Consider the following 18,644-nt stretch of genomic DNA (forward strand, 5'->3'; position numbering starts at 1 on the left):
CTCAGCCCTCGTTGCGGCGCGACTGGAGCTGGGCGACCAGCGCTTCCAGCTCGGCCAGCTCGTTGTCGCTGACCTGCTGGCGCTGCGACAGGTAGGCCACGAACGGCGACACCGAGCCCTGCAGGGTGTTGTCGACGAACTGGGCCACGGCGCCCTGCAGCACGCTTTCCGGGCCACGGGTGGCGTGGTAGCGGTAGACGCCGTCCCGCTGCTCGCGCTGAAGATAGCCCTTCGCGCGCAGCCGCTCCATCATCGTCAGCACGGTGGAACGAGCCAGGCCACGCGCCTCGCCATAGCCGCAGGCGACCTCGCCGACGCTGGCCGGCGCATGTTCATCGATGTACTGCAGCAGGGCCAGTTCCTGGTCCCCGATCGTCTTGCCTCGCATGACAGCACTCCCTTGACTACACGTGTCGTCACTGTCCGCGTGACGACAGTTGTAGTCAACCCCCCGGAAGTCACGGGCCGACGAACGGTAGGGGTTCAAGCGCAGCATCCCCCGCCTCTTTCTGCACAGCGTTCCCTGGCGCCCCCTTCCGCCGGGCGCGTGCATCCCGGTCGGGCAGGCCGATCCGATAGAGTTGGCCCTGGCGACGAGCCTTCTCTTCTCCATCTTCAGGAATCGCATGCATGCGCACTCCGGTTGGCCGCTGGCTGCGGCGGCCTTCAACAGCCTCCTTCCTTGCGGCGTGCCTGTCCTCCGCCCTGCCCGCGCATGCCGCAGACGCAGGCAATGCACTTTCAAGTGGCCACGCACTGCTGGAGCGAATCACAGGCAGCGAGGAGGGGCGTGAGTGCAGCGACGCACTGTGCCGCGCTCGCGCGGTGTCCTGGGCCCAGGGTTACATCGCGGCAGTCGCCGACAGCAGTGCCGGGCAATGGTGTGGACGAGCCACGGTACTGCCCCATGAGCTTGTGGACCGCGTGTACAGCCACCTGAAGGCGCTTCCGCGCGCCCGCCTCGAGGAAGACGCCTCGACGCTGGCGCGGGAAGCTCTGGTTCACTCTTTCCCCTGTGCCCATGCGGCTCCATCGAGCAACAGCAGGCCTGCCCAGGAGTGATGATGTCCCGATCCTTGATCAGTGCGTTCGCATTGCTTGTGCTGCACATTCCCGTCTCACATGCGTGGGAGTGCGAGACGGATCCTGCGAAGTTCAGGTTCACATCGGACTCGCCTTCCACGTTCAACCTGGGTGAGCGGGAGGAAGTGGACAGGGCCTACGCCGCCCTGGCGAAGCACCTGCAACCGCTGCCGCGCTATCCAGCACCGCGGATCTTCTATTCAAAAGGCTTCAGCGCGATCAGGGAACATGACTGCAAGGCCGGAAAGTGCACCGCCATGGAGGTGCTGGAAGGGCTTCAGAAATGCGGCGCAGGCGGAATGAGCAGGCAGGAGGCCTGTTACCCGTTGGCAGTCGTGCATGAAGGCAGGCTCTATTGCCTTCTTTACCCCGGCCAGAAGGACTTCGATCCTTCCAGGCCGTTTACACCCTATGTGCCCTTCAACAATAGCTGATGCGCGGGATCAGTCCCGCAGATCTTCCAGCTGATCGCGCGGGAAGAATTCCGGATCGTCCTGTCCATCCAGCATCGCCTCGACCCGTTCGTCGAACGCGCGGGCGGCGGCACCGGAGGCGTCGGGCTCCAGGAATGCGGAGTGTCCGTTTCCAGCAAGCCCAAGCGCGGCGACCGTTCTCCGCTCGCCGTCCTCGCCCCACAGATAGTCGTGGACAACGACCAGGCCGGCATCGTCCGTGGCCAGGAACTCGGCTGCGCTGCGCCCCAAGGCCAGAAAGAACAGGATGTCGTAGAGACTCTCCGAATAGGTCAACGACCCGGCAACGAAGTGCCTTCCGTGGCGGTCATAGGCCGCGATCCTGATGTTCTCCGCCTCTGCGGATCCCAGCACGAACTCCAGTGCCGCGCGGTTGTCCGGATGGCGCGCCAACATGGCGTTGCAGTCTGAAATGAGCGTCTGCAGACCTGGAGCATCCGGGTCGGAAAGATCCCCGCCTCCAGGAAGACTCCACTGCCCGCCGATCGAGCGCCAGTCCGACCAGCGGGACACGTCCGGCGGTGCGGCCGCAAGCCACCGCGCAAGATCTGCGCGTGAAATCCTCAATCTGAGAAAAGCCGAATACGGTTCGGACATCGCCGCCATTCCGCCCGGGCATGGGTCCGCGTTGCGTGCAGCGGACAGACTGTAGCAAGTCCGGCAGCAGGCATCATCCGTTCGCTGATCGGCATCAATGCAGTCAGGGTGGACTGCCCGCCCCGCTGGAATGTCCTCTCTTGCGGAAGTCGCAACGGCAGATCTAAACCCTCCTGCTGCTTGCTGCTCTGCCCCTTTCGACCGCGCCAGCCAGCCCGGAGCCGGCGAACGAACTGGCTCGCCGCCTGATCCGCCAGACACCGCAGGACGAGCGCATTCCGGGCCAGATCGCAGTGGTCAAGGACGGCCAGGTCCACCAACCTGGCCGGCGCCAACCCGCAGCGCTTCATTCCGCGCATCGCCGATCGGTATGCGCCCCCGTCAGCCCCGCGGACCGCCCATCACCGGCAGGATCACCCCGCTGATGTAGCTGGCACAGGCCGGCGAGGCCAGGAACACATACGCCGGCGAGAGCTCCTCCGGCTGTGCCGGGCGCCCCATGTCGCTGTCCTTGCCGAACTCCGCCACCTTCGGGGCCTGCTTGTCGGCCGGATTCAACGGCGTCCATACCGGCCCCGGTGCCACGCAGTTGACCCGTATCCCACGCGGCAGCAGCTGGCTGGCCAGCGCCTTGGTGAACGCATGGATGGCGCCCTTGGTTGCCGAATAGTCGATCAACGCCTTGCTGCCGAAGAGGCCGGTTTCCGAGCCCGTGTTGATGATGCTGGCGCCTTCGCCCAGGTGCGGCAGCACCGCGCGCGCCATCTGGATGTAGCCGCCGATGTTGGTCTGCAGGGTTTCCTGCAGATGCGCATCCTCCAGGTCCTCCAGGCGTTCGCAATGCAGCTGGAAGGCCGCGTTGTTGACCAGGATGTCGATGCCGCCGAAGGCCTTGGCCACCTGCTTCACTGCCTTGTCGCAGAAGCGCGGGTCACGCACGTCACCGGCGATCACCAGGCAGCGACCGCCTTCCTTTTCCACGTGCTGGCGGGTGATTTCGGCATCTTCGGCCTCGTCCAGGTGCAGTACCGCTACGTCGGCCCCCTCGCGGGCGAACAGCACGGCGACCGCGCGGCCGATCCCGGAGTCGCCGCCGGTGATGATCGCGCGCATCCCCTGCAGCTTGCCGCTGCCGGCGTAGTCAGGCGCGAGGAAGCGCGGCGCAAGCGCCAGTTCGTGCTCATGCCCGGGCTTGGCCAGGTGCTGGGCCGGCATCGTTTCCGGTTGGCGTCGCGTGCCCGCCTGGGTCGCGCGCTTCTTCGTGGCCTTGCTGGCCGCGCGTGCGTCCTTGGCCTTCTCCTGGTCCTGCAGGCGTCGCTGCCGTGCCGCAACGCGGGCGGCGCGAGGATCACCGGCGGCGGCCTTGCGGGTTGCGGTCTTCACCACGCGGGTCCGCGCGGCACTACCGCTCCGGCCCGCCACTGTCTCCGCGCTCTTGCGCACTTGCGGCGAGGCCTTGCGGCGGGCGGGAACCTTCTTGCTGGTAGCCATGCGATCTCCTTCGAACGTGTGATCGAGTCGGTCAGGCGCGGTCGGCCACACCCTGCACGCCGGCGTGGCCGGCACAATGCGCACAGCAGAAGATCTGGCCGTTGCCTTCGACGCCATGGCCGATCACCGCGCAGTTGCAGTGCGCGCAGCGCGGTGCGAAGGCATGGATCGCGCATTCGAACGAGTCGAAGGTTCCGCTGCGCCCGCCCTGCTGCAGGGTGAAGCTCTTGTCGTAGTCGTTGCCGCAGACATCGCAGGTCGCCATGGCGTACCTCCGTGGAGTGGAAGGGACCCGCAGTGTGACCGTCGCTCTTGTCGGCAACGGTGAATGCTCCGTGTCCCGTGCGTGCACGCCGTTCATGCCGCCACCACGCCGCGCGCGGCACGCTGGCCCCCTCACCACCACGGAGCAGGACCATGATGCGCGCATTCAGCGTAGCTGTACTGAGCGTGGCCGTTGCCGCCTGCAACAGCACGCCGATGGCCCAGGTGCAGCCGATCGACGGCGTGATATCCGGCCAGTGCCACAGCGACAGGGTGCGCGGCGCGGTGGGCCTTGCCGCCTCCGACGCGACCGTTGCGCGCGCACGCGTGGATAGCGACAGCCTGCAGGTACGCGTGCTGCGTCACGACGGCCCGCGGGTGCCACCGGCCAGCGAAGGCGGTGACCGCCTGACCATCGAGGAGGGCCGCACCAACAACATCACCGCGATCTACTGCGGCTGAGCCGGCGCGCCCGGCGCAGCACGCGCAGGGTGGCCTGTTCCCACTGCCGCGGGCCACGCAGGCCGGCCAGCTTGGCCAGTTCGCCACGCTCCCAGCCGGTAAATACGCAGGGGTCGATATAGGCCTTGCGGCACACGGCCGGCGTGTTGCCCAACCGCGCAGCCACCTGGCACACCACGGCACGCTGCGCCTGCGCCAGCGCGCGCCGGCTGGCCGGTTCCGGCACGCCGGTCGCCGCGAACGCCTGCACAGCCGCCACGGTACCGCCCCACGTACGGAAGTCCTTGGCCGTGAAGTCTTCGCCCATCACCCCGCGCAGGTAGTCGTTCACCGCCCCGGAATCCACCGGCTGCACGGCGCCTTGGTCATCGCGGTACTGGAAAAGCGCCTGCCCTGGCAGCTGCTGCAGGCGCCGCACCAGCATCGCGAGCCGGCGGTCACCGACGGTCACTTCCTGCAACTGCCCGGACTTGCCGCGGAAACGCATCCGGACCCGGCCCCCGCGCAGCAATTCCAGATGGCGGTTGCGCAGCGTGGTCAGCCCAAAGGAACGGTTCTGCTGCGCATAGGCTTCGTTGCCTACCCGCACCAGGGTATCGGCCAGCAGCGCGACCACCACGGCGAGCACCTTTTCCCTCGGGAAGCCTGGCCGCCTGAGATCGCGCGACAGCCGCCTGCGCAATGCCGGCAGGGCTTCACCGAAGGCGATGACACGGTCGAACTTGCCGGCGTCCCGCTCTTTCGCCCAGTCCGGGTGATAGCGGTACTGCTTGCGTCCGCGTGCATCGCGTCCGGTGGCCTGCAGGTGGCCGTTGGCATGGGCACAGATCCATACGGCGGTGTACGCCGGCGGGATCGCCAACGCGCGGATGCGCTGCAGGGTGGCAGCATCGCGCACCACGTGGCCATCGGCATCGCGGTAACTGAAACCCCTGCCGGCGCGGCGCCGGCTGATGCCCGGCTGGGTGTCATCGACATAGCGCAGGCCGGCGGCGCGTGCCGCCTGGCGTTCGGGGGTGGCAGCGGCTGGCATGCGCGACAGTGTCGCCAGGGCGGCGCCGCGATCCTGTCGATAACGCAAGACAAACACGTGAGGACCGGTTCGCCGCTATGCTCAGGCGCTCACAACCCCTTCCGGAGTCATGATGCCGTTCCCGATTCGCGCCCGTTCGCTTTCCGCCCTGCTGCTGCCGGCCGTGCTGGCCCTGACTGCCTGCCAGGCGCCGGCGCTGGATGAACAGGATGCGGCCACCGCGCATGCCCAGCAGGCCGCCGAAGCGGCCAAGGCACCGGCCGATGAGGCCGGCAAGGCCACCGAGGCCCCGCCGGTCGGCAGCTGCGATGCCAGCCAGGTGCAGAGCCTGGTCGGCCAGGCCTACACCGATGCCCTCGGCAAGCAGGCGCAGGAGGATGCCGGTGCCAGCCAGCTCCGCGTGCTGAAGCCCAATGACGTGGCCACCATGGAGTTCCTCGGCGACCGCCTGAACATCGAAGTGGACGACAAGGGCCTGGTCAGCGGCGTGCGCTGCGGCTGAGTCCCACCCCGCGCCGGCACTGGGTTGCCGGCGCGTTCCGTTGCACCTGCAACCGTGTATTGCGGCATTGCAGCAACCTGTGATCTAGTCGAGGCATCCGGTGGCCTCACGATGCGCTCCAGGGAATGAGCGGGGACGAGTGTCGCCGCCAACCCTATACGCATCGAGGTAGAGATGGCCCCCCGCAACCGCCAAGGGCTTTACGACCCGCGCTCCGAGCGCGATGCCTGTGGCTTTGGCATGGTCGCCCAGCTCGACGACCAACCTTCGCGCCTGCTGGTCGACACCGCCATTGCCGCGCTTTCGCGCATGACCCACCGCGGTGGTGTCGCCGCCGATGGCCTGACCGGCGATGGCTGCGGCCTGCTGCTGCGCCGCCCCGATGCCTTCCTGAAACTGCTGGCCGGCGAAGCCGGCATCCCCCTCGCCGCGCGCTTTGCTGCCGGCCTGGTGTTCCTTCCCCACGACGCCGATGCCGCCCACGCCTGCCGCACCCAGCTGCAGGCGCAGGTCGAAGCGGTCGGCTGCAAGGTCGCCGGCTGGCGCGAAGTACCGACCGACGACAGCGTCTGCGGCCAGCTGGCGCGCGATACCCTGCCGCGCATCGAACAGGTGTTCGTCGATGCAGGCATCGGCCAGGATGACGCCGGCTTCGCGCTGGCGCTGTTCCTGGCCCGCCGCCGCAGCGAACAGCAGCTGCGCGATCACGCTGATTTCTACGTCACCACCCTCACTCCGGACGCGATCAGCTACAAGGGCATGGTGCTCCCGGACAAGCTCAGCCGCTTCTATCCGGACCTGCAGCGCCGCGAACTGGCCTCCAGCGCGATCGTGTTCCACCAGCGCTTCTCGACCAACACGCTGCCGCGCTGGCCGCTGGCCCACCCGTTCCGGATGCTCGCCCACAACGGCGAGATCAATACCATCGAAGGCAACCGCCGCTGGGCACAGGCGCGCAGCAAGGTGTGGAAGACGCCGCGCTTCGACATTGCCGAATTCGACCCGGTGATCTCCATGCACGGTTCGGACTCGCAGAGCCTGGACAACATGCTGGAGCTGATGGTTGCCGGCGGCATGGAGCTGATCCAGGCGCTGCGCATCCTGGTACCGCCGGCCACCCAGTCGCTGGAGTTCAAGGATCCGGACCTGGCGGCGTTCTATGAATTCCATGGCCTGAACAGCGAGCCGTGGGATGGCCCGGCCGGCATCGTCGCCTGCGACAGCCGCTACGCAGTGTGCACGCTGGACCGCAACGGCCTGCGCCCGGCGCGCTGGATGCTGACCGCCGATCGCCACTTCCTGGTCGCCTCCGAAGCGGGCGTGTGGGAAGTGCCGACCGAGCGCGTGGTGCGCAAGGGCAAGCTCGGCCCTGGCGAGATGATCGCGATCGACCTCAAGCGCGGCGATCTGCTCGATTCGGAGGCGGTGGACCGCATCAATCGTGGCCGTGCCCCGTACAAGCAATGGCTCCAGCAGGGCGTGACCTACCTGCAGACCGAGCTGATCGATCCGTCACTGGTGGAAGAGCCGTTCGACGAAGGCACCCTGCGCAGCTACCACAAGCTGTACCAGCTCAGCAGCGAGGAGGTGGAGCAGGTGCTGCGGCCGCTGGCCGAAACCGAACAGGAAGCCACCGGCTCGATGGGCGACGACACGCCGATGGCGGTGCTGAGCCAACGCAGCCGTCCGCTGTACGACTACTTCCGCCAGGCCTTCGCGCAGGTCACCAACCCGCCGATCGATCCGCTGCGCGAAGACTGCGCGATGTCCCTGTCCACCCAGCTTGGCAAGGAGACCAACATCTTCCATGCCGGCCCGGAGACGGTGAACCATGTCATCCTCAACTCGCCCGTGCTGAGCCAGCGCAAGCTGCGCCAGCTGCTGAAGATGGACCAGTACGTGCAGGCCAACCGCCTGCTCGACCTGTCCTACAGCGAGGAGGAGGGCCTGCGTGCCGGCATCGAGCGCATCTGCACCGAAGCCGAACAGGCCGCGCGCGAAGGCATGGTGATGCTGCTGCTGTCCGACCGCTATCCGGTGGCCGGCCGGCCGATGGTGCACGCGCTGCTGGCCACCAGCGCCATCCACCACCACCTGTCGCGGCTGGGCCTGCGCTGCGACGTCAACCTGATCGTGGAAACCGGCACCGCGCGCGATCCGCACCATATGGCCTGCCTGCTCGGCTTCGGCGCGACTGCGGTGTACCCGTACCTGGCCTACCAGACCCTGTTCGACCTCGGCCGTCGCGGCATCCTCAAGCTCAGCAAGGGCGGCGAGCAGTCGCAGATCGGCCGCCGCTACCGCAAGGGCATCTACAAGGGCCTGTCGAAGATCATCTCGAAGATGGGCATCTGTACCGTGGCCAGTTACCGCGGTGCCCAGCTGTTCGAGATCATCGGCCTGGAGCCGGAAGTCGTCGACCTGTGCTTCCCCGATACTGCCTCGCGCATCGGTGGCGCCGGGTTCGCGCGGCTGGATGCCGATGCGCGCGCGCTGTGCGCGCAGGCCTGGGACAAGCTGCACGACGTCGATGTCGGCGGCCTGCTGAAGTACGTGCACGGCGGCGAATACCACATGTACAACCCGGACGTGGTCACCACCCTGCAACGCGCGGCGCGCAGCGGCGACCCGCGCGCCTGGCAGCAATACTGCGATGCGGTACATGCACGCCCGCCTTCGGCGCTGCGCGACCTGCTGCAGCTGGTACCCGCGGCCACGCCCGTGCCGCTGGCCGAGGTGGCCCCTGCCGAAACCCTGTTCCCGCGCTTCGATACCGCGGCCATCAGCCTTGGGGCGTTGTCACCGGAGGCGCACGAGGCCCTGGCCATCGCCATGAACCGCCTCGGCGGCCGCAGCAACTCGGGCGAAGGCGGCGAAGACCCGGCACGCTACGGCACGCAGCGGCGCAGCAAGATCAAGCAGGTGGCCTCGGGCCGCTTCGGCGTCACCGCCGAATACCTGGTCAACGCCGAGGTCCTGCAGATCAAGGTCGCGCAGGGTGCCAAGCCCGGCGAAGGCGGCCAGCTGCCCGGCCACAAGGTCAACGAACTGATCGCCCGGCTGCGCTATGCGCGCCCGGGCATCGGCCTGATCTCGCCACCGCCGCACCACGACATCTACTCGATCGAAGACCTGGCGCAGCTGATCTATGACCTCAAGCAGGTCAATCCCAACGCGCTGGTATCGGTGAAGCTGGTCAGCCATGCCGGCGTTGGCACGATTGCCGCCGGCGTGGTCAAGGCCGGTGCCGACCTGATCACCATTTCCGGCCATGACGGCGGTACCGGCGCCTCGCCGGTCAGCTCGATCCGCTATGCCGGCGTGCCCTGGGAACTGGGCGTGGCCGAGGCGCACCAGGCGCTGCTGGCCAACGATCTGCGCGGGCGCACCCTGCTGCAGACCGACGGTGGACTGAAGACCGGCCTGGACGTGGTCAAGGCTGCGCTGCTGGGCGCGGACAGCTTCGGCTTCGGCACTGCGCCGATGATCGTGCTGGGCTGCAAGTACCTGCGCATCTGCCATCTCAACAACTGCGCCACTGGTGTTGCCACCCAGGACGAGCGGCTGCGCGAGAACCACTTCACCGGCCAGCCCGAACGCGTGGAGAACTTCTTCCGCCTGCTGGCCGAGGAAGTGCGCGGCTGGCTCTCGTACCTGGGCGCGCGTTCGCTGGACGAGATCGTCGGCCGCACGGACCTGCTGCGGCAGGTCGAGGCCGCGCCGCGCGAAGGCGTGCGGGTAGACCTGTCACGCCTGCTGGCCGACAGCCGCTATGAAGGCAGCCACTGCGCAGCCCAGCGCCTGTACGAATCCCCGGACAGCCTGGCCACGCAGATGGATGGCCTGCTGGCGGAGGCGATCAGGCACAAGCGTGGCGGTGAGCACCGCTTCCTGATCCACAACACCGACCGCAGCATCGGCACCCGCCTGGCCGGGGCGGTGGCGCGTACGCATGGCAACCAGGGCATGGCCGACGCGCCGCTGGAACTGCGCTTCCGCGGCAGTGCCGGGCAGAGCTTCGGCGCCTTCAACGTCGGCGGCCTGCACCTGGAAGTGGAAGGCGAAGCCAACGATTACGTCGGCAAGGGCATGGCCGGCGGCCGGCTGGTGGTGCGGCCGCCGCGTGGCGCGCGCTTCGAGGCGCGCAGCACCGCCATCATCGGCAACACCTGCCTGTACGGTGCCACCGGCGGCGAGCTGTTCGCCGCCGGCCGGGCTGGCGAACGTTTCGCCGTGCGCAATTCCGGCGCGCTGGCAGTGGTGGAAGGGGCCGGTGACCACTGCTGCGAGTACATGACCGACGGCGTGGTGCTGGTGCTGGGCAAGGTCGGCCTGAACTTCGGCGCCGGTTTCACTGGCGGCCTGGCCTACGTGCTGGATGTCGATCGCGATTTCGTCGACCGCTACAACCACGAGCTGATCGACATCCATCGCGTGTCCGCCGAAGGCTTCGAGAACTACCGCCAGCACCTGCACCGCCTGATCGGCCGCCACCGCGAGCTGACCGGCAGCATCTGGGCACAGCAGATCCTGGACGAGTTCCGCGATTACATCGGCAAGTTCTGGCTGGTCAAACCGAAGGCCGCCAGCATCGAGTCGCTGACCGAGACCCTGCGCCGCGCCGCGTAACGGTAGTGCCGGCCACTGCCCGGCAACCGGAAAACACCACAGAGCCCATCATGAGCCGCAAGCACGCTTTCCAGTTCCTCGACCTGCCCCGCACCATGCCGCAGCGCATCCCGGTGGAACTGCGCACCTCCGGCGACTGGGGTGAGCTGTATGGAAAATTCGGCAAGGAAGACGCGCAGTACCAGGCTGGCCGCTGCCTGGACTGCGGCAACCCGTACTGCAGCTGGAAGTGCCCGGTGCACAACGCCATTCCGCAGTGGCTGCAGCTGGTGCAGGAGAACCGCATCCACGAAGCGGCCACGCTGTGCCACAGCACCAATCCGCTGCCGGAAGTGTGCGGCCGGGTCTGCCCGCAGGACCGCCTGTGCGAGGGCAGCTGCACCCTCGAGGAGTTCGGAGCGGTCACCATCGGCGCGGTGGAGAAGTACATCGTCGATACCGCACTGGCCAGCGGCTGGCGCCCGGATCTGCAGGCCGTGCAACCGACCGGCCGCAGCGTCGCCGTGATCGGTGCCGGCCCGGCCGGGCTGGCCTGTGCCGACCGCCTGGCCCGCGCCGGCGTCGCCGCGGTGGTGTACGACCGCTACGAGCAGATCGGTGGCCTGCTGCAGTTCGGCATTCCCAGCTTCAAGCTGGACAAGGACGTGATCCACCGCCGCCGCGAGGTGCTGGAGGGCATGGGCGTGCAGTTCCGCCTTGGCGTGGAGATCGGCCGCGACCTCAGCGTGCAGCAGCTGCTGGACACCTACGATGCGGTGTTCATCGGCACCGGCGCATACCGTTACACCGACGGGGGCCTGCCAGGCCAGGACCTCAAGGGCGTGCTGCCGGCGCTGCCGTTCCTGGTGCAGAACAGCCGCATCGTCGGCGGCGACGATCCGCGCGGCCGGCCGATCGCCGGCTGGGAAGACACCATTGCCCTGCCCGACCTCAATGGCAAGCGCGTGGTGGTGCTCGGCGGCGGCGACACCGGCATGGACTGCGTGCGCAGCGCAGTGCGGCTGGGAGCGGCCAAGGTCACCTGCGCCTACCGCCGAGACGAGGCCAACATGCCCGGCAGCGCGCGCGAAGTCGCCAACGCGCGCGAAGAAGGCGTGCGCTTCCTGTTCAACCGGCAGCCGCTGTCGATCGAAGCAGGCGCCGATGACGAAGTGATCGGCGTGACCGTGGTCGAGACCCGGCTGGGCGAGCCCGATGCCAACGGCCGCCAGAACGCGGTGCCGATCGAGGGCAGTGAATCGCTGCTGGAGGCGGACGTGGTGATCATCGCCTTCGGCTTCTCGCCGAGCGTGCCGGCGTGGCTGGCCGAGTTGGGGGTGGAAGGCCAGTCCAACGGCCGCATCCTCGCCGGTGGCAAGGACCGTCTACCGTTCCAGACCGCGCATCCGCGCCTGTTCGCCGGTGGCGACGCGGTTCGCGGCGCCGATCTGGTCGTGACTGCCGTGGCCGAGGGCCGCGACGCCGCCGCCAGCATCGTCCGCCTGCTTTCGCGCTGACGCCGGCACCAGCAGTCCGGCCAGCAGTGCGCGCAGCTCGCGCGCCTCCACGGGTTTGGCCAGGAAGTGGTCGATACCGGCATCACGGCAGGCCTCGCGGGTCCGGTCCAGGACGCTGGCAGTGAGCGCGATGATCGGCACCTGTGCACGCGTACTGCAGGCGTCCGCGCGGATCGCGCGCGCCAGCGCGAAGCCGTCCATGCACGGCATGTGGCAGTCGGTGATCACCAGCTCGAACGGCTGCGCCTGCCATGCTTCAAGCGCCTGCCGTCCATCGGCGCAGGCCCGTACCTGCAGGCCAAGCTCGCGCAGGTGCAGCTCCAGCAGATGCAGGTTGGTCGGATGGTCCTCCGCCACCAGCACCCGCGCTGCCGGCAGGCGCTCCCCCAGGCCCTCCGCCGACGCTGCATCCACAGGCAGCTCGCAGCTGGCCACGTCCAGTTCCAGCCAGACGTGGGTGCCCTCGCCGAGCGTGCTGCGCAGCTGCAGCTGGGCGCCCATCGAGTTGGCCAGCTCGCGGCAGATCGCCAGGCCCAGGCCACTGCCGCCGAAGCGGCGCGTGGTCGACATGTCGGCCTGGGTGTAGGCGGCGAACACGGCCTGCTGCCGTTCCGCACTGATGCCCACGCCGCTGTCGCTCACCTGCAGCCGCAGCCGCTGGCCCTGTTCGTGCTGCTGCATTACCTGCACGCGCAGTTCCACCCCGCCCTGCCGGGTGAACTTGAGCGCATTGCCGGCCAGGTTGAACAGGATCTGGCGCAGGCGCAGGCTGTCGACCAGCGACCCTGCCTGCAACGCCGGATCGAGCACGACCTGCAGGTACAGGCCGCTGCTGGCGGCCACCGGCATCAGCAGCTGCTGGACGGCGTGCACCAGCGCCGCCAGGTCGGTGGGGCGCAGCTGCACTGGCAGCGCCTGCAGGCGCTGGCTGTGCAGCACATCGTCGAGAATCTGCCGCAACATCTGCGCGGCATCGCCGACCGTGGCCAGCACCTGCCGCTGGCGTGCGTCCAGGGCGGTGCCGGCCAGGCGTTCGAGCATGCCCAGCAGGGTGCTCATCGGGGTGCGGATCGCATGGCTCATTGTTGCCAGGAAATGGGTCTTGGCCTGCGCGGCCTGCTCGGCGCCACGGCGTGCCTCGGCCAGCGCACGCGTGCGCGACTGCACCTCGCTGACGTCGATCCAGTAGCCACTCCACTCGACGTTGCTGTCATCACAGGACAGCGGCCGCCCATGCGAACGTACCCAGCGCCAGCCCTGCGGCGAGCGCGTGCGGAAGGTGACGTCGATCGGGCCGCGCGTCAACGCCGCCGCCTCCACGCAGTCCACCACCCGGCTGCGGTCATCGGGATGGACGGCCGCCAGCAGCCGCGGGTGATCGATCCGCGCGGTCTCCACGCTTATTCCGAACAGCGCCTGCACGTCCCCGGCGATATGCGGAAAGCTGTAGTGCCCGCTGGCCGAGCGGCGCGCCTGGTAGACCACGGCGGGCAGGTTGGCGGTCACTTCCTGCAGGCGTTGCTCCAGCACGCGCCGGCGCGCGCTTTCGCGACGCACGCGCCAGTAGCCATAGGCGTGAACCAGGGCCAGCGCCAACAGGACCAGCGACGCCGGTACCAGCCAGCGCAGGGGCGACAACGATGAGCGGTTGCGCGCCTGCGCTGGCAACCAGGCGTTGCGGATCATGCCGCGCTGCGCGTCGGTCAATCGCGACACGGCCCGGTCAAAGCCGGGAATGATCCCCGCACAGGCGGGCCGGGTGGCCAGCACCAGCGCATCGTCGAAGCCGGCCGGTGCGGCGATCCGCAGCGGATCGCCCCGGTAGCGGCGCAGCGCGGCTTCGACTTCACCGAGATTGGCGACGACCGCATCGACCATGCCCGTGCCCAGCAGGGACAGCGCGTCATCCAGCGGCGCCGGGGGAAGCAGCTGCGCGCCCGGCGCCTGCCTGGCCAGCATCTCCGCCAGCGGGTGCCGGTCGGGGCTGGCGACGGTATGCCCGTCCAGGCCACCCAGGCCCAGCATGGGCGGGGCGTCCCGGCGGCGCACGATCACCTGCGGCAACTGCAGGTAGGGGGCGCTGGCGACCCAGCCGGCGGGCAGCTGCGAGCGCGGCCAGCCCAGCAGTGCCTGGGTCCCGGGCGGCGGGCCGCCCTCGTCGACGATGCTCGCCGGCAGTGGCTGCGCGCGCAGCGGAACCTGTTCGCCCAGCAGCGCCAGGTAGTGGGCGGCAAGCCCATTCGCCCGGCCCTGCGCGCTGGATGACAACGGTGCGCGGTCGGAAGGCCAGGCAAGTCGCAGCGGCGTCTCGCAGCCAGCGGCAAGGGCAACGGCAGGCAACAGCAGGCAGGCCATGACAGCAGCGGCTGCAGGGAGGCCGGCGGCATTCACGGTGGGTGTCCTCATCTGGCGGGCGAAAGAAACGGCCGCTCAGCGGTACCGCTGCCTGTCACGCTAGCGACGTGCGGGCGAGCAGCAATGAAGAAAGTTGCAAAAGCATCCACACAGGGACATGCCGACATACACTGCCGCTTCAACCCGTACTCGCGGAGCCTTCGATGCGTATCGGCCTGGCAGCCAACCGTCTCCACCATCACGATGCGCGCGCCGCTCTGTTCCGCTGGCTGCATGCCAGCGAACGCGGGCTGCGGGAGCTGGGCGTATCACTGCACGCGGTCGGCCGTACCTACGGCGCGATCATGCAGCAAGGCTTCCTGCGCGGATACGAGGGCCTTCGCCCCTATCCCTATGGCCGCCAGGGTGGCCTGATGAAGCTGGTTGCCGAAGTGGTCGGCATGGGCCCGGAACGGACACTGGATGGCGCCATCTACCTGATCGACCCGGTGGATCCCTCTTCGGTGTTCCCGGAAGCCACCGCGCTGAAGCGCCAATGTGTCATCCACGGCAAACCGTTCATTTCGACCGTGGCCACGGCGCGTGACTGGGTCGAGGTGGAGCGCATCCATGCTGGCCTGGCCGCCGATGCCGGCGCCGACGATCTGCATGCATTCGGGACACAGACGCTGGCGTTGATCGCGCACGATGCGATGAAACCGGCGATGCTCGACTTCGCCGATGAACACTTCGATGTGCTGGCGCGGTTCGCCGAGCGGGTGGCCACCGGCACCACCGGCCAGCAGCTGAACCAGCTGGCCTGGAGCCGCGGCTGGCCGAGTGATACGCCGTGGGTGACGCGCTATCAGAGCGGCCCGATGGGCGGTGATGCACAGATTGCCGACCGGGTGCTGGAAGGGCGTTGCCAGCGCGCGATCTTCTTCGAGGATCCGCATGTGGCCCGCCAGCACGAGGCCGATATCCAGCTGCTGGAACGCGCGGTGACCACGGTCACCGACCAGGCGGTGTGCATCACCGCACCGCGGGTGGCGGCGCGCTGGGCGGCCGCAGCCGCGTTGCGCGCGGGGTGAGGGTTTCGGCCAACGGCTGAGCCGGCCTCGGACAGTTTCCGTGCATGGCAGCCACGGAAGAAGGACGGAAGAGCAAGAGCGGGTCGCGCGCTTTTGTAGGGCCGAGCCATGCTCGGCCGCTTTTGGTCGCAAGGGCTGAATAGAAGCGCTACGCGCATTAGCCGAGCATCGGCTCGGCTCTACAGCAGTTGCCGGAGCATGGCCTTCAGTCGGCGCCCTTCCAGCTGGAAGTAATCGCGCTGATCGCGCCAGGCGGGGAAGCGTTGTTCCACTTCGTGCCAGAACGCGGGCGAGTGATTCGGCTGGATGAGGTGGCAGAGCTCGTGCACCAGCACGTACTCGAACGCCTCAGGGCGGCCCAGCACCAGGGCCAGGTCCAGTGCCATGCTGCCATCGGGGGCGAGCGAGCCCCATTGCGAGGACATCACCTTCAATCGCAGGCGGCTGGGCGCGCGTGGCAGGGTGGGCAGGTACTTCGGCAGCCAGCGGCCGACGTCGGCGCGGGTCTGCGCTTCGTAGAACTCGCGCAGCAGGCGGCGCAGGGTGGCGTCACCACCACGGGCCGGCCACTGCACACAGGCGCCGTGCGCGTCGATCTCCAGCCGTGCGTAGCGGCCTTCCTGCCAGCGCAGCGGCAACAATTCGCCGCGCAACGGCAGCACGCCGTCCTCGCCCGGCTGCAGCGGGGCCGGCAGGCCCTGGCCCTGGTACTGGCGCAGCTGCAGTGCCAGCCAGTCGCGGTGCTGTTCCAGGAAGCGTTCGCCCATCACCAGACTTGCGCGCGGCGGCAGGGTCAGGCGTGCGCCGCGCTCGTCCACGCTCAGCTTGATCCGGCGCGCACGCGGATCGCGCACGCGCAGCACCTCGATCTCGGCATCCTCCAGGCGCAGGCGCACAGTGTCGCGCTGCACGGTGGCGGGCGGGGTCGGGCTGATCAGGCGGCGCAGCAGACGGCTCATGTGCCCAGCATAGCGCCGCTTCGGGCCGCCAGATGACCGGCGGCCCATGAGGTGCGTGTTCAGTCAGCCTTGCTGAGCTTGAAGGCTTCTTCGAGCAACAGGAACAGGCGGCGGATCTCGGCGCTCTGCAGGGCAAAGCGGGCGTCGAACTCGGCGCGGCGGCCGTCTTCGTCGGCATGCTCCAGCTGGTCCAGGGCGCCGTCGAGGAACTTCAGCTTGCGCACGATCAGGTCGTCGCCGATGACGAAGGACAGGTTGTCCTCGAAGATCAGCGCCAGCTTGGTCACCTGCTTGCCGGCATCCAGGTGCTTGTCGATTTCGTCGCAGCGCAGTTCCTGGTGCTGGCACTTGACCACCGCACCGCCTTCCACCGGATCCTTCATCTCGCACTCTTCGCCCAGGCTCAGCCCGGTCGGCAGCGGCTCGCCGGCGATCCAGCCGGTCAGGATCGAGCGCGGCGCGACTTCAGCGTTCAGCGGCATGGCCGGGAAACTGCCCAGCAGGCCGCGGATGTCGGACATGAAGTACTCGCCGGTCTTGCGGCTGGAGGTATCCACCGCCACGTAGCCGTGCTGCAGGTCGATGAAGGCATCATTGCGCGAGGACTTCACGAAGGCGCGCGGCAACAGTTCATGCAGCAGGTCGTCCTTCATGCGCTTGCGCTCGCGTCCCCCGGGGCGACGGCCCTCCTTCTCCTCGATCTCCTCCAGCTTGCGCTCGAGCAGGTCGTTGACCACCGCCGCCGGCAGGATCTTGTCCTCGCCGCCCACGGTCAGCCACAGGTGCTCGGCGATGCGATGGGAAAGCACGTCCTTCTCCTCGCGGCCGAAGGGCGAAATGAAGCCACGCGAATTCATTTCCAGTGCGCCGACCGGCTTGAGCACGGCATGCGGCAGCAGGCTGTCGACTTCGGAAAAATCGGTGGTGGTCGGGAAGCGGAAAAACGTCAGGTTGCGAAAGAACATGGAATTCCGGAGGGTGAAGAGGATGGGCGACCGACCTTAAACGGTGGGCGTCTCGGGATCTGCGTCGGCGTCAGCCGGGGTACCGGCCAGCCAGGCATGGGCGTCGGGCAGCGGCGCATCGTCGCGGCGGCCCAGCGCCATGAAGTCGAACAGGGTGGTATCAGCCAGCTGCGAGGGCCGGACATCGCCCATGGCACGCGCGATCTGCTCGATGCGGCCCGGGTGGTCCTTCTCCCACTGCTTGAGCATCAGGCCGACCTGGCGCCGCTGCAGGTTCTCCTGGCTGCCGCAAAGGTTGCAGGGAATGATCGGGAACTGGCGCGCCTGCGCGTAGTCGACGATGTCGCTTTCGCGCACGTAGGCCAGTGGCCGGATCACCACGTGCTTGCCGTCGTCGCTGCGCAGCTTCGGCGGCATGCCCGACAGCTTGGCGTGGTGGAACAGGTTCATGAAGAACGTGGCCACCCTGTCGTCGCGATGGTGGCCCAGCGCGATCTTGGTAAAGCCGTGGGTTTCGGCGTAGTTGTACAGCGCACCGCGACGCAGGCGCGAGCACAGCGAACACATCGTCTTGCCCTCCGGGATGACCCGGCTGACCACCGAATAGGTGTCCTGCTCGATGATGTGGTACGGCACGCCCAGCCCGGCCAGGTACTCCGGCAGGATGTGTTCGGGAAAACCCGGCTGCTTCTGATCCAGGTTCACCGCCACCAGCTCGAACGGCACCGGCGCCTTCTTCTGCAGCTGAAGCAGCACGTCCAGCAGGGTGTAGCTGTCCTTGCCCCCGGACAGGCAGACCATCACCTTGTCACCGGCCTCGATCATGCCGAAGTCGGCAATCGCCTCGCCGACCTGGCGGCGCAGGCGCTTGGCCAGCTTGTGCTGCTCGCGCTCGGCCACGCGCGGATCGCGGGGCGCGCGCGGCAGGGGGTCGGGAAGGGAGATCACGGCACTCATGGGGGTCCATTCTAACGGCTTGCAACGGCGGCGGCCGGGGGTCGGGGTTCCCCTCTCCCGGCAGTCATCATCGCTGTGTATGCTCGGAGGCCGTGGACACCTACAGCCCCGCCGAGATTGCCGAACGCCTCGCCGCCCTGCGCGCCGAGCACCGCCTGCTGGATGAACAGATCACCCGCATGGCCGCCAACGGCGAGGACGAGCTGGAATCCAAGCGCCTGAAGCGCCGCAAGCTGCAGCTGAAGGACTGCATTACCCGGCTGGAAAGCCTGCAGATTCCCGACGAGCCGGCCTGAGGCCGGGTTCGG

General features: G+C 68.2%; 16 protein-coding genes and 1 pseudogene. 8 read left to right on the plus strand and 9 right to left on the minus strand.

What is annotated here, in order from left to right; translation table 11 throughout:
- Nucleotide 1: 1 nt before the first annotated feature.
- Nucleotides 2-388, minus strand: a complete 387-nt coding sequence (locus A9K58_RS14705) for a BlaI/MecI/CopY family transcriptional regulator (protein WP_065200045.1) — start codon at nucleotides 386-388, stop codon at nucleotides 2-4.
- Between the two features lie 242 nt (nucleotides 389-630).
- Here A9K58_RS14705 and A9K58_RS19720 point away from each other — a divergent pair, with 242 nt between their 5' ends.
- Both A9K58_RS19720 and A9K58_RS14715 read left to right on the plus strand, forming a co-directional pair.
- Entirely contained in the window at nucleotides 631-1,062 is a 432-nt protein-coding gene (locus A9K58_RS19720; protein WP_196769204.1) for a Rap1a/Tai family immunity protein, read from the plus strand.
- Between the two features lie 2 nt (nucleotides 1,063-1,064).
- Complete coding sequence (locus tag A9K58_RS14715) at nucleotides 1,065-1,517, plus strand: hypothetical protein (RefSeq protein ID WP_155760512.1); 453 nt, start codon at nucleotides 1,065-1,067, stop codon at nucleotides 1,515-1,517.
- 9 nt (nucleotides 1,518-1,526) lie between these two features.
- Here A9K58_RS14715 and A9K58_RS14720 read toward each other — a convergent pair whose 3' ends face one another.
- From A9K58_RS14720 to A9K58_RS14730, 3 genes are all read right to left on the minus strand, one after another.
- Nucleotides 1,527-2,153 carry a hypothetical protein gene (locus tag A9K58_RS14720; protein ID WP_081284095.1) on the minus strand — a complete coding sequence of 209 codons (627 nt, stop codon included), beginning with the start codon at nucleotides 2,151-2,153 and terminating at the stop codon, nucleotides 1,527-1,529.
- Between the two features lie 381 nt (nucleotides 2,154-2,534).
- Nucleotides 2,535-3,644 carry an SDR family oxidoreductase gene (locus A9K58_RS14725; RefSeq protein ID WP_065200049.1) on the minus strand — a complete coding sequence of 370 codons (1,110 nt, stop codon included), beginning with the start codon at nucleotides 3,642-3,644 and terminating at the stop codon, nucleotides 2,535-2,537.
- Nucleotides 3,645-3,675: 31 nt separating this feature from the next.
- Nucleotides 3,676-3,909 carry a hypothetical protein gene (locus A9K58_RS14730; RefSeq protein WP_065174491.1) on the minus strand — a complete coding sequence of 78 codons (234 nt, stop codon included), beginning with the start codon at nucleotides 3,907-3,909 and terminating at the stop codon, nucleotides 3,676-3,678.
- 152 nt (nucleotides 3,910-4,061) lie between these two features.
- Here A9K58_RS14730 and A9K58_RS14735 point away from each other — a divergent pair, with 152 nt between their 5' ends.
- Nucleotides 4,062-4,370: a hypothetical protein gene (locus A9K58_RS14735; RefSeq protein ID WP_065200050.1), complete on the plus strand. Its 309-nt coding sequence runs from the start codon at nucleotides 4,062-4,064 to the stop codon at nucleotides 4,368-4,370.
- On the opposite strand, the gene A9K58_RS14740 is transcribed toward A9K58_RS14735, so the two are convergent.
- The gene (locus A9K58_RS14740; RefSeq protein WP_065200051.1) at nucleotides 4,348-5,403 is read right to left on the minus strand and encodes a DNA topoisomerase IB; all 1,056 of its coding nucleotides are present in this window, start codon (nucleotides 5,401-5,403) and stop codon (nucleotides 4,348-4,350) included. The two genes, A9K58_RS14735 and A9K58_RS14740, sit on opposite strands and share 23 nt — an antisense overlap.
- 112 nt (nucleotides 5,404-5,515) lie before the next feature.
- Here A9K58_RS14740 and A9K58_RS14745 point away from each other — a divergent pair, with 112 nt between their 5' ends.
- From A9K58_RS14745 to A9K58_RS14755, 3 genes are all read left to right on the plus strand, one after another.
- Nucleotides 5,516-5,905 (plus strand): I78 family peptidase inhibitor, encoded by a 390-nt coding sequence (locus A9K58_RS14745; protein WP_065200149.1) that lies wholly within the window; start codon nucleotides 5,516-5,518, stop codon nucleotides 5,903-5,905.
- 174 nt (nucleotides 5,906-6,079) lie between these two features.
- On the plus strand, nucleotides 6,080-10,534 hold the full coding sequence (gene gltB, locus A9K58_RS14750; RefSeq protein ID WP_065200052.1) for a glutamate synthase large subunit: 4,455 nt from the start codon (nucleotides 6,080-6,082) through the stop codon (nucleotides 10,532-10,534).
- 50 nt (nucleotides 10,535-10,584) lie between these two features.
- Nucleotides 10,585-12,030, plus strand: a complete 1,446-nt coding sequence (locus A9K58_RS14755; protein WP_065200053.1) for an FAD-dependent oxidoreductase — start codon at nucleotides 10,585-10,587, stop codon at nucleotides 12,028-12,030.
- Here the strand turns inward: A9K58_RS14755 and A9K58_RS14760 are convergent.
- Nucleotides 12,019-14,421: pseudogene (locus A9K58_RS14760) on the minus strand (ATP-binding protein); the annotation flags it as partial. The gene A9K58_RS14755 and the pseudogene A9K58_RS14760 overlap by 12 nt on opposite strands.
- A 167-nt stretch (nucleotides 14,422-14,588) precedes the next feature.
- Between A9K58_RS14760 and A9K58_RS14765 the strand changes: the two are divergent.
- Nucleotides 14,589-15,455 (plus strand): methylglyoxal synthase, encoded by an 867-nt coding sequence (locus A9K58_RS14765; RefSeq protein ID WP_065200054.1) that lies wholly within the window; start codon nucleotides 14,589-14,591, stop codon nucleotides 15,453-15,455.
- Between the two features lie 179 nt (nucleotides 15,456-15,634).
- Here A9K58_RS14765 and A9K58_RS14770 read toward each other — a convergent pair whose 3' ends face one another.
- The 3 genes from A9K58_RS14770 to ttcA are packed head-to-tail and all read right to left on the minus strand — an operon-like array spanning nucleotide 15,635 to nucleotide 18,336.
- Entirely contained in the window at nucleotides 15,635-16,414 is a 780-nt protein-coding gene (locus tag A9K58_RS14770) for a M48 family metallopeptidase (protein ID WP_065200055.1), read from the minus strand.
- 59 nt (nucleotides 16,415-16,473) lie between these two features.
- A complete protein-coding gene (locus A9K58_RS14775) occupies nucleotides 16,474-17,379 on the minus strand; it encodes a recombination-associated protein RdgC (protein ID WP_065200056.1) in 906 nt (301 codons plus the stop codon).
- Nucleotides 17,380-17,415: 36 nt separating this feature from the next.
- Nucleotides 17,416-18,336, minus strand: a complete 921-nt coding sequence (gene ttcA, locus A9K58_RS14780) for a tRNA 2-thiocytidine(32) synthetase TtcA (protein ID WP_065200057.1) — start codon at nucleotides 18,334-18,336, stop codon at nucleotides 17,416-17,418.
- Between the two features lie 92 nt (nucleotides 18,337-18,428).
- Between ttcA and A9K58_RS14785 the strand changes: the two genes are divergently transcribed.
- Nucleotides 18,429-18,632 (plus strand): YdcH family protein, encoded by a 204-nt coding sequence (locus tag A9K58_RS14785; RefSeq protein WP_053516066.1) that lies wholly within the window; start codon nucleotides 18,429-18,431, stop codon nucleotides 18,630-18,632.
- Nucleotides 18,633-18,644: the final 12 nt, after the last annotated feature.

The sequence above is a fragment of the Stenotrophomonas maltophilia genome, assembly GCF_001676385.1.
GTDB lineage: Bacteria > Pseudomonadota > Gammaproteobacteria > Xanthomonadales > Xanthomonadaceae > Stenotrophomonas > Stenotrophomonas maltophilia_J.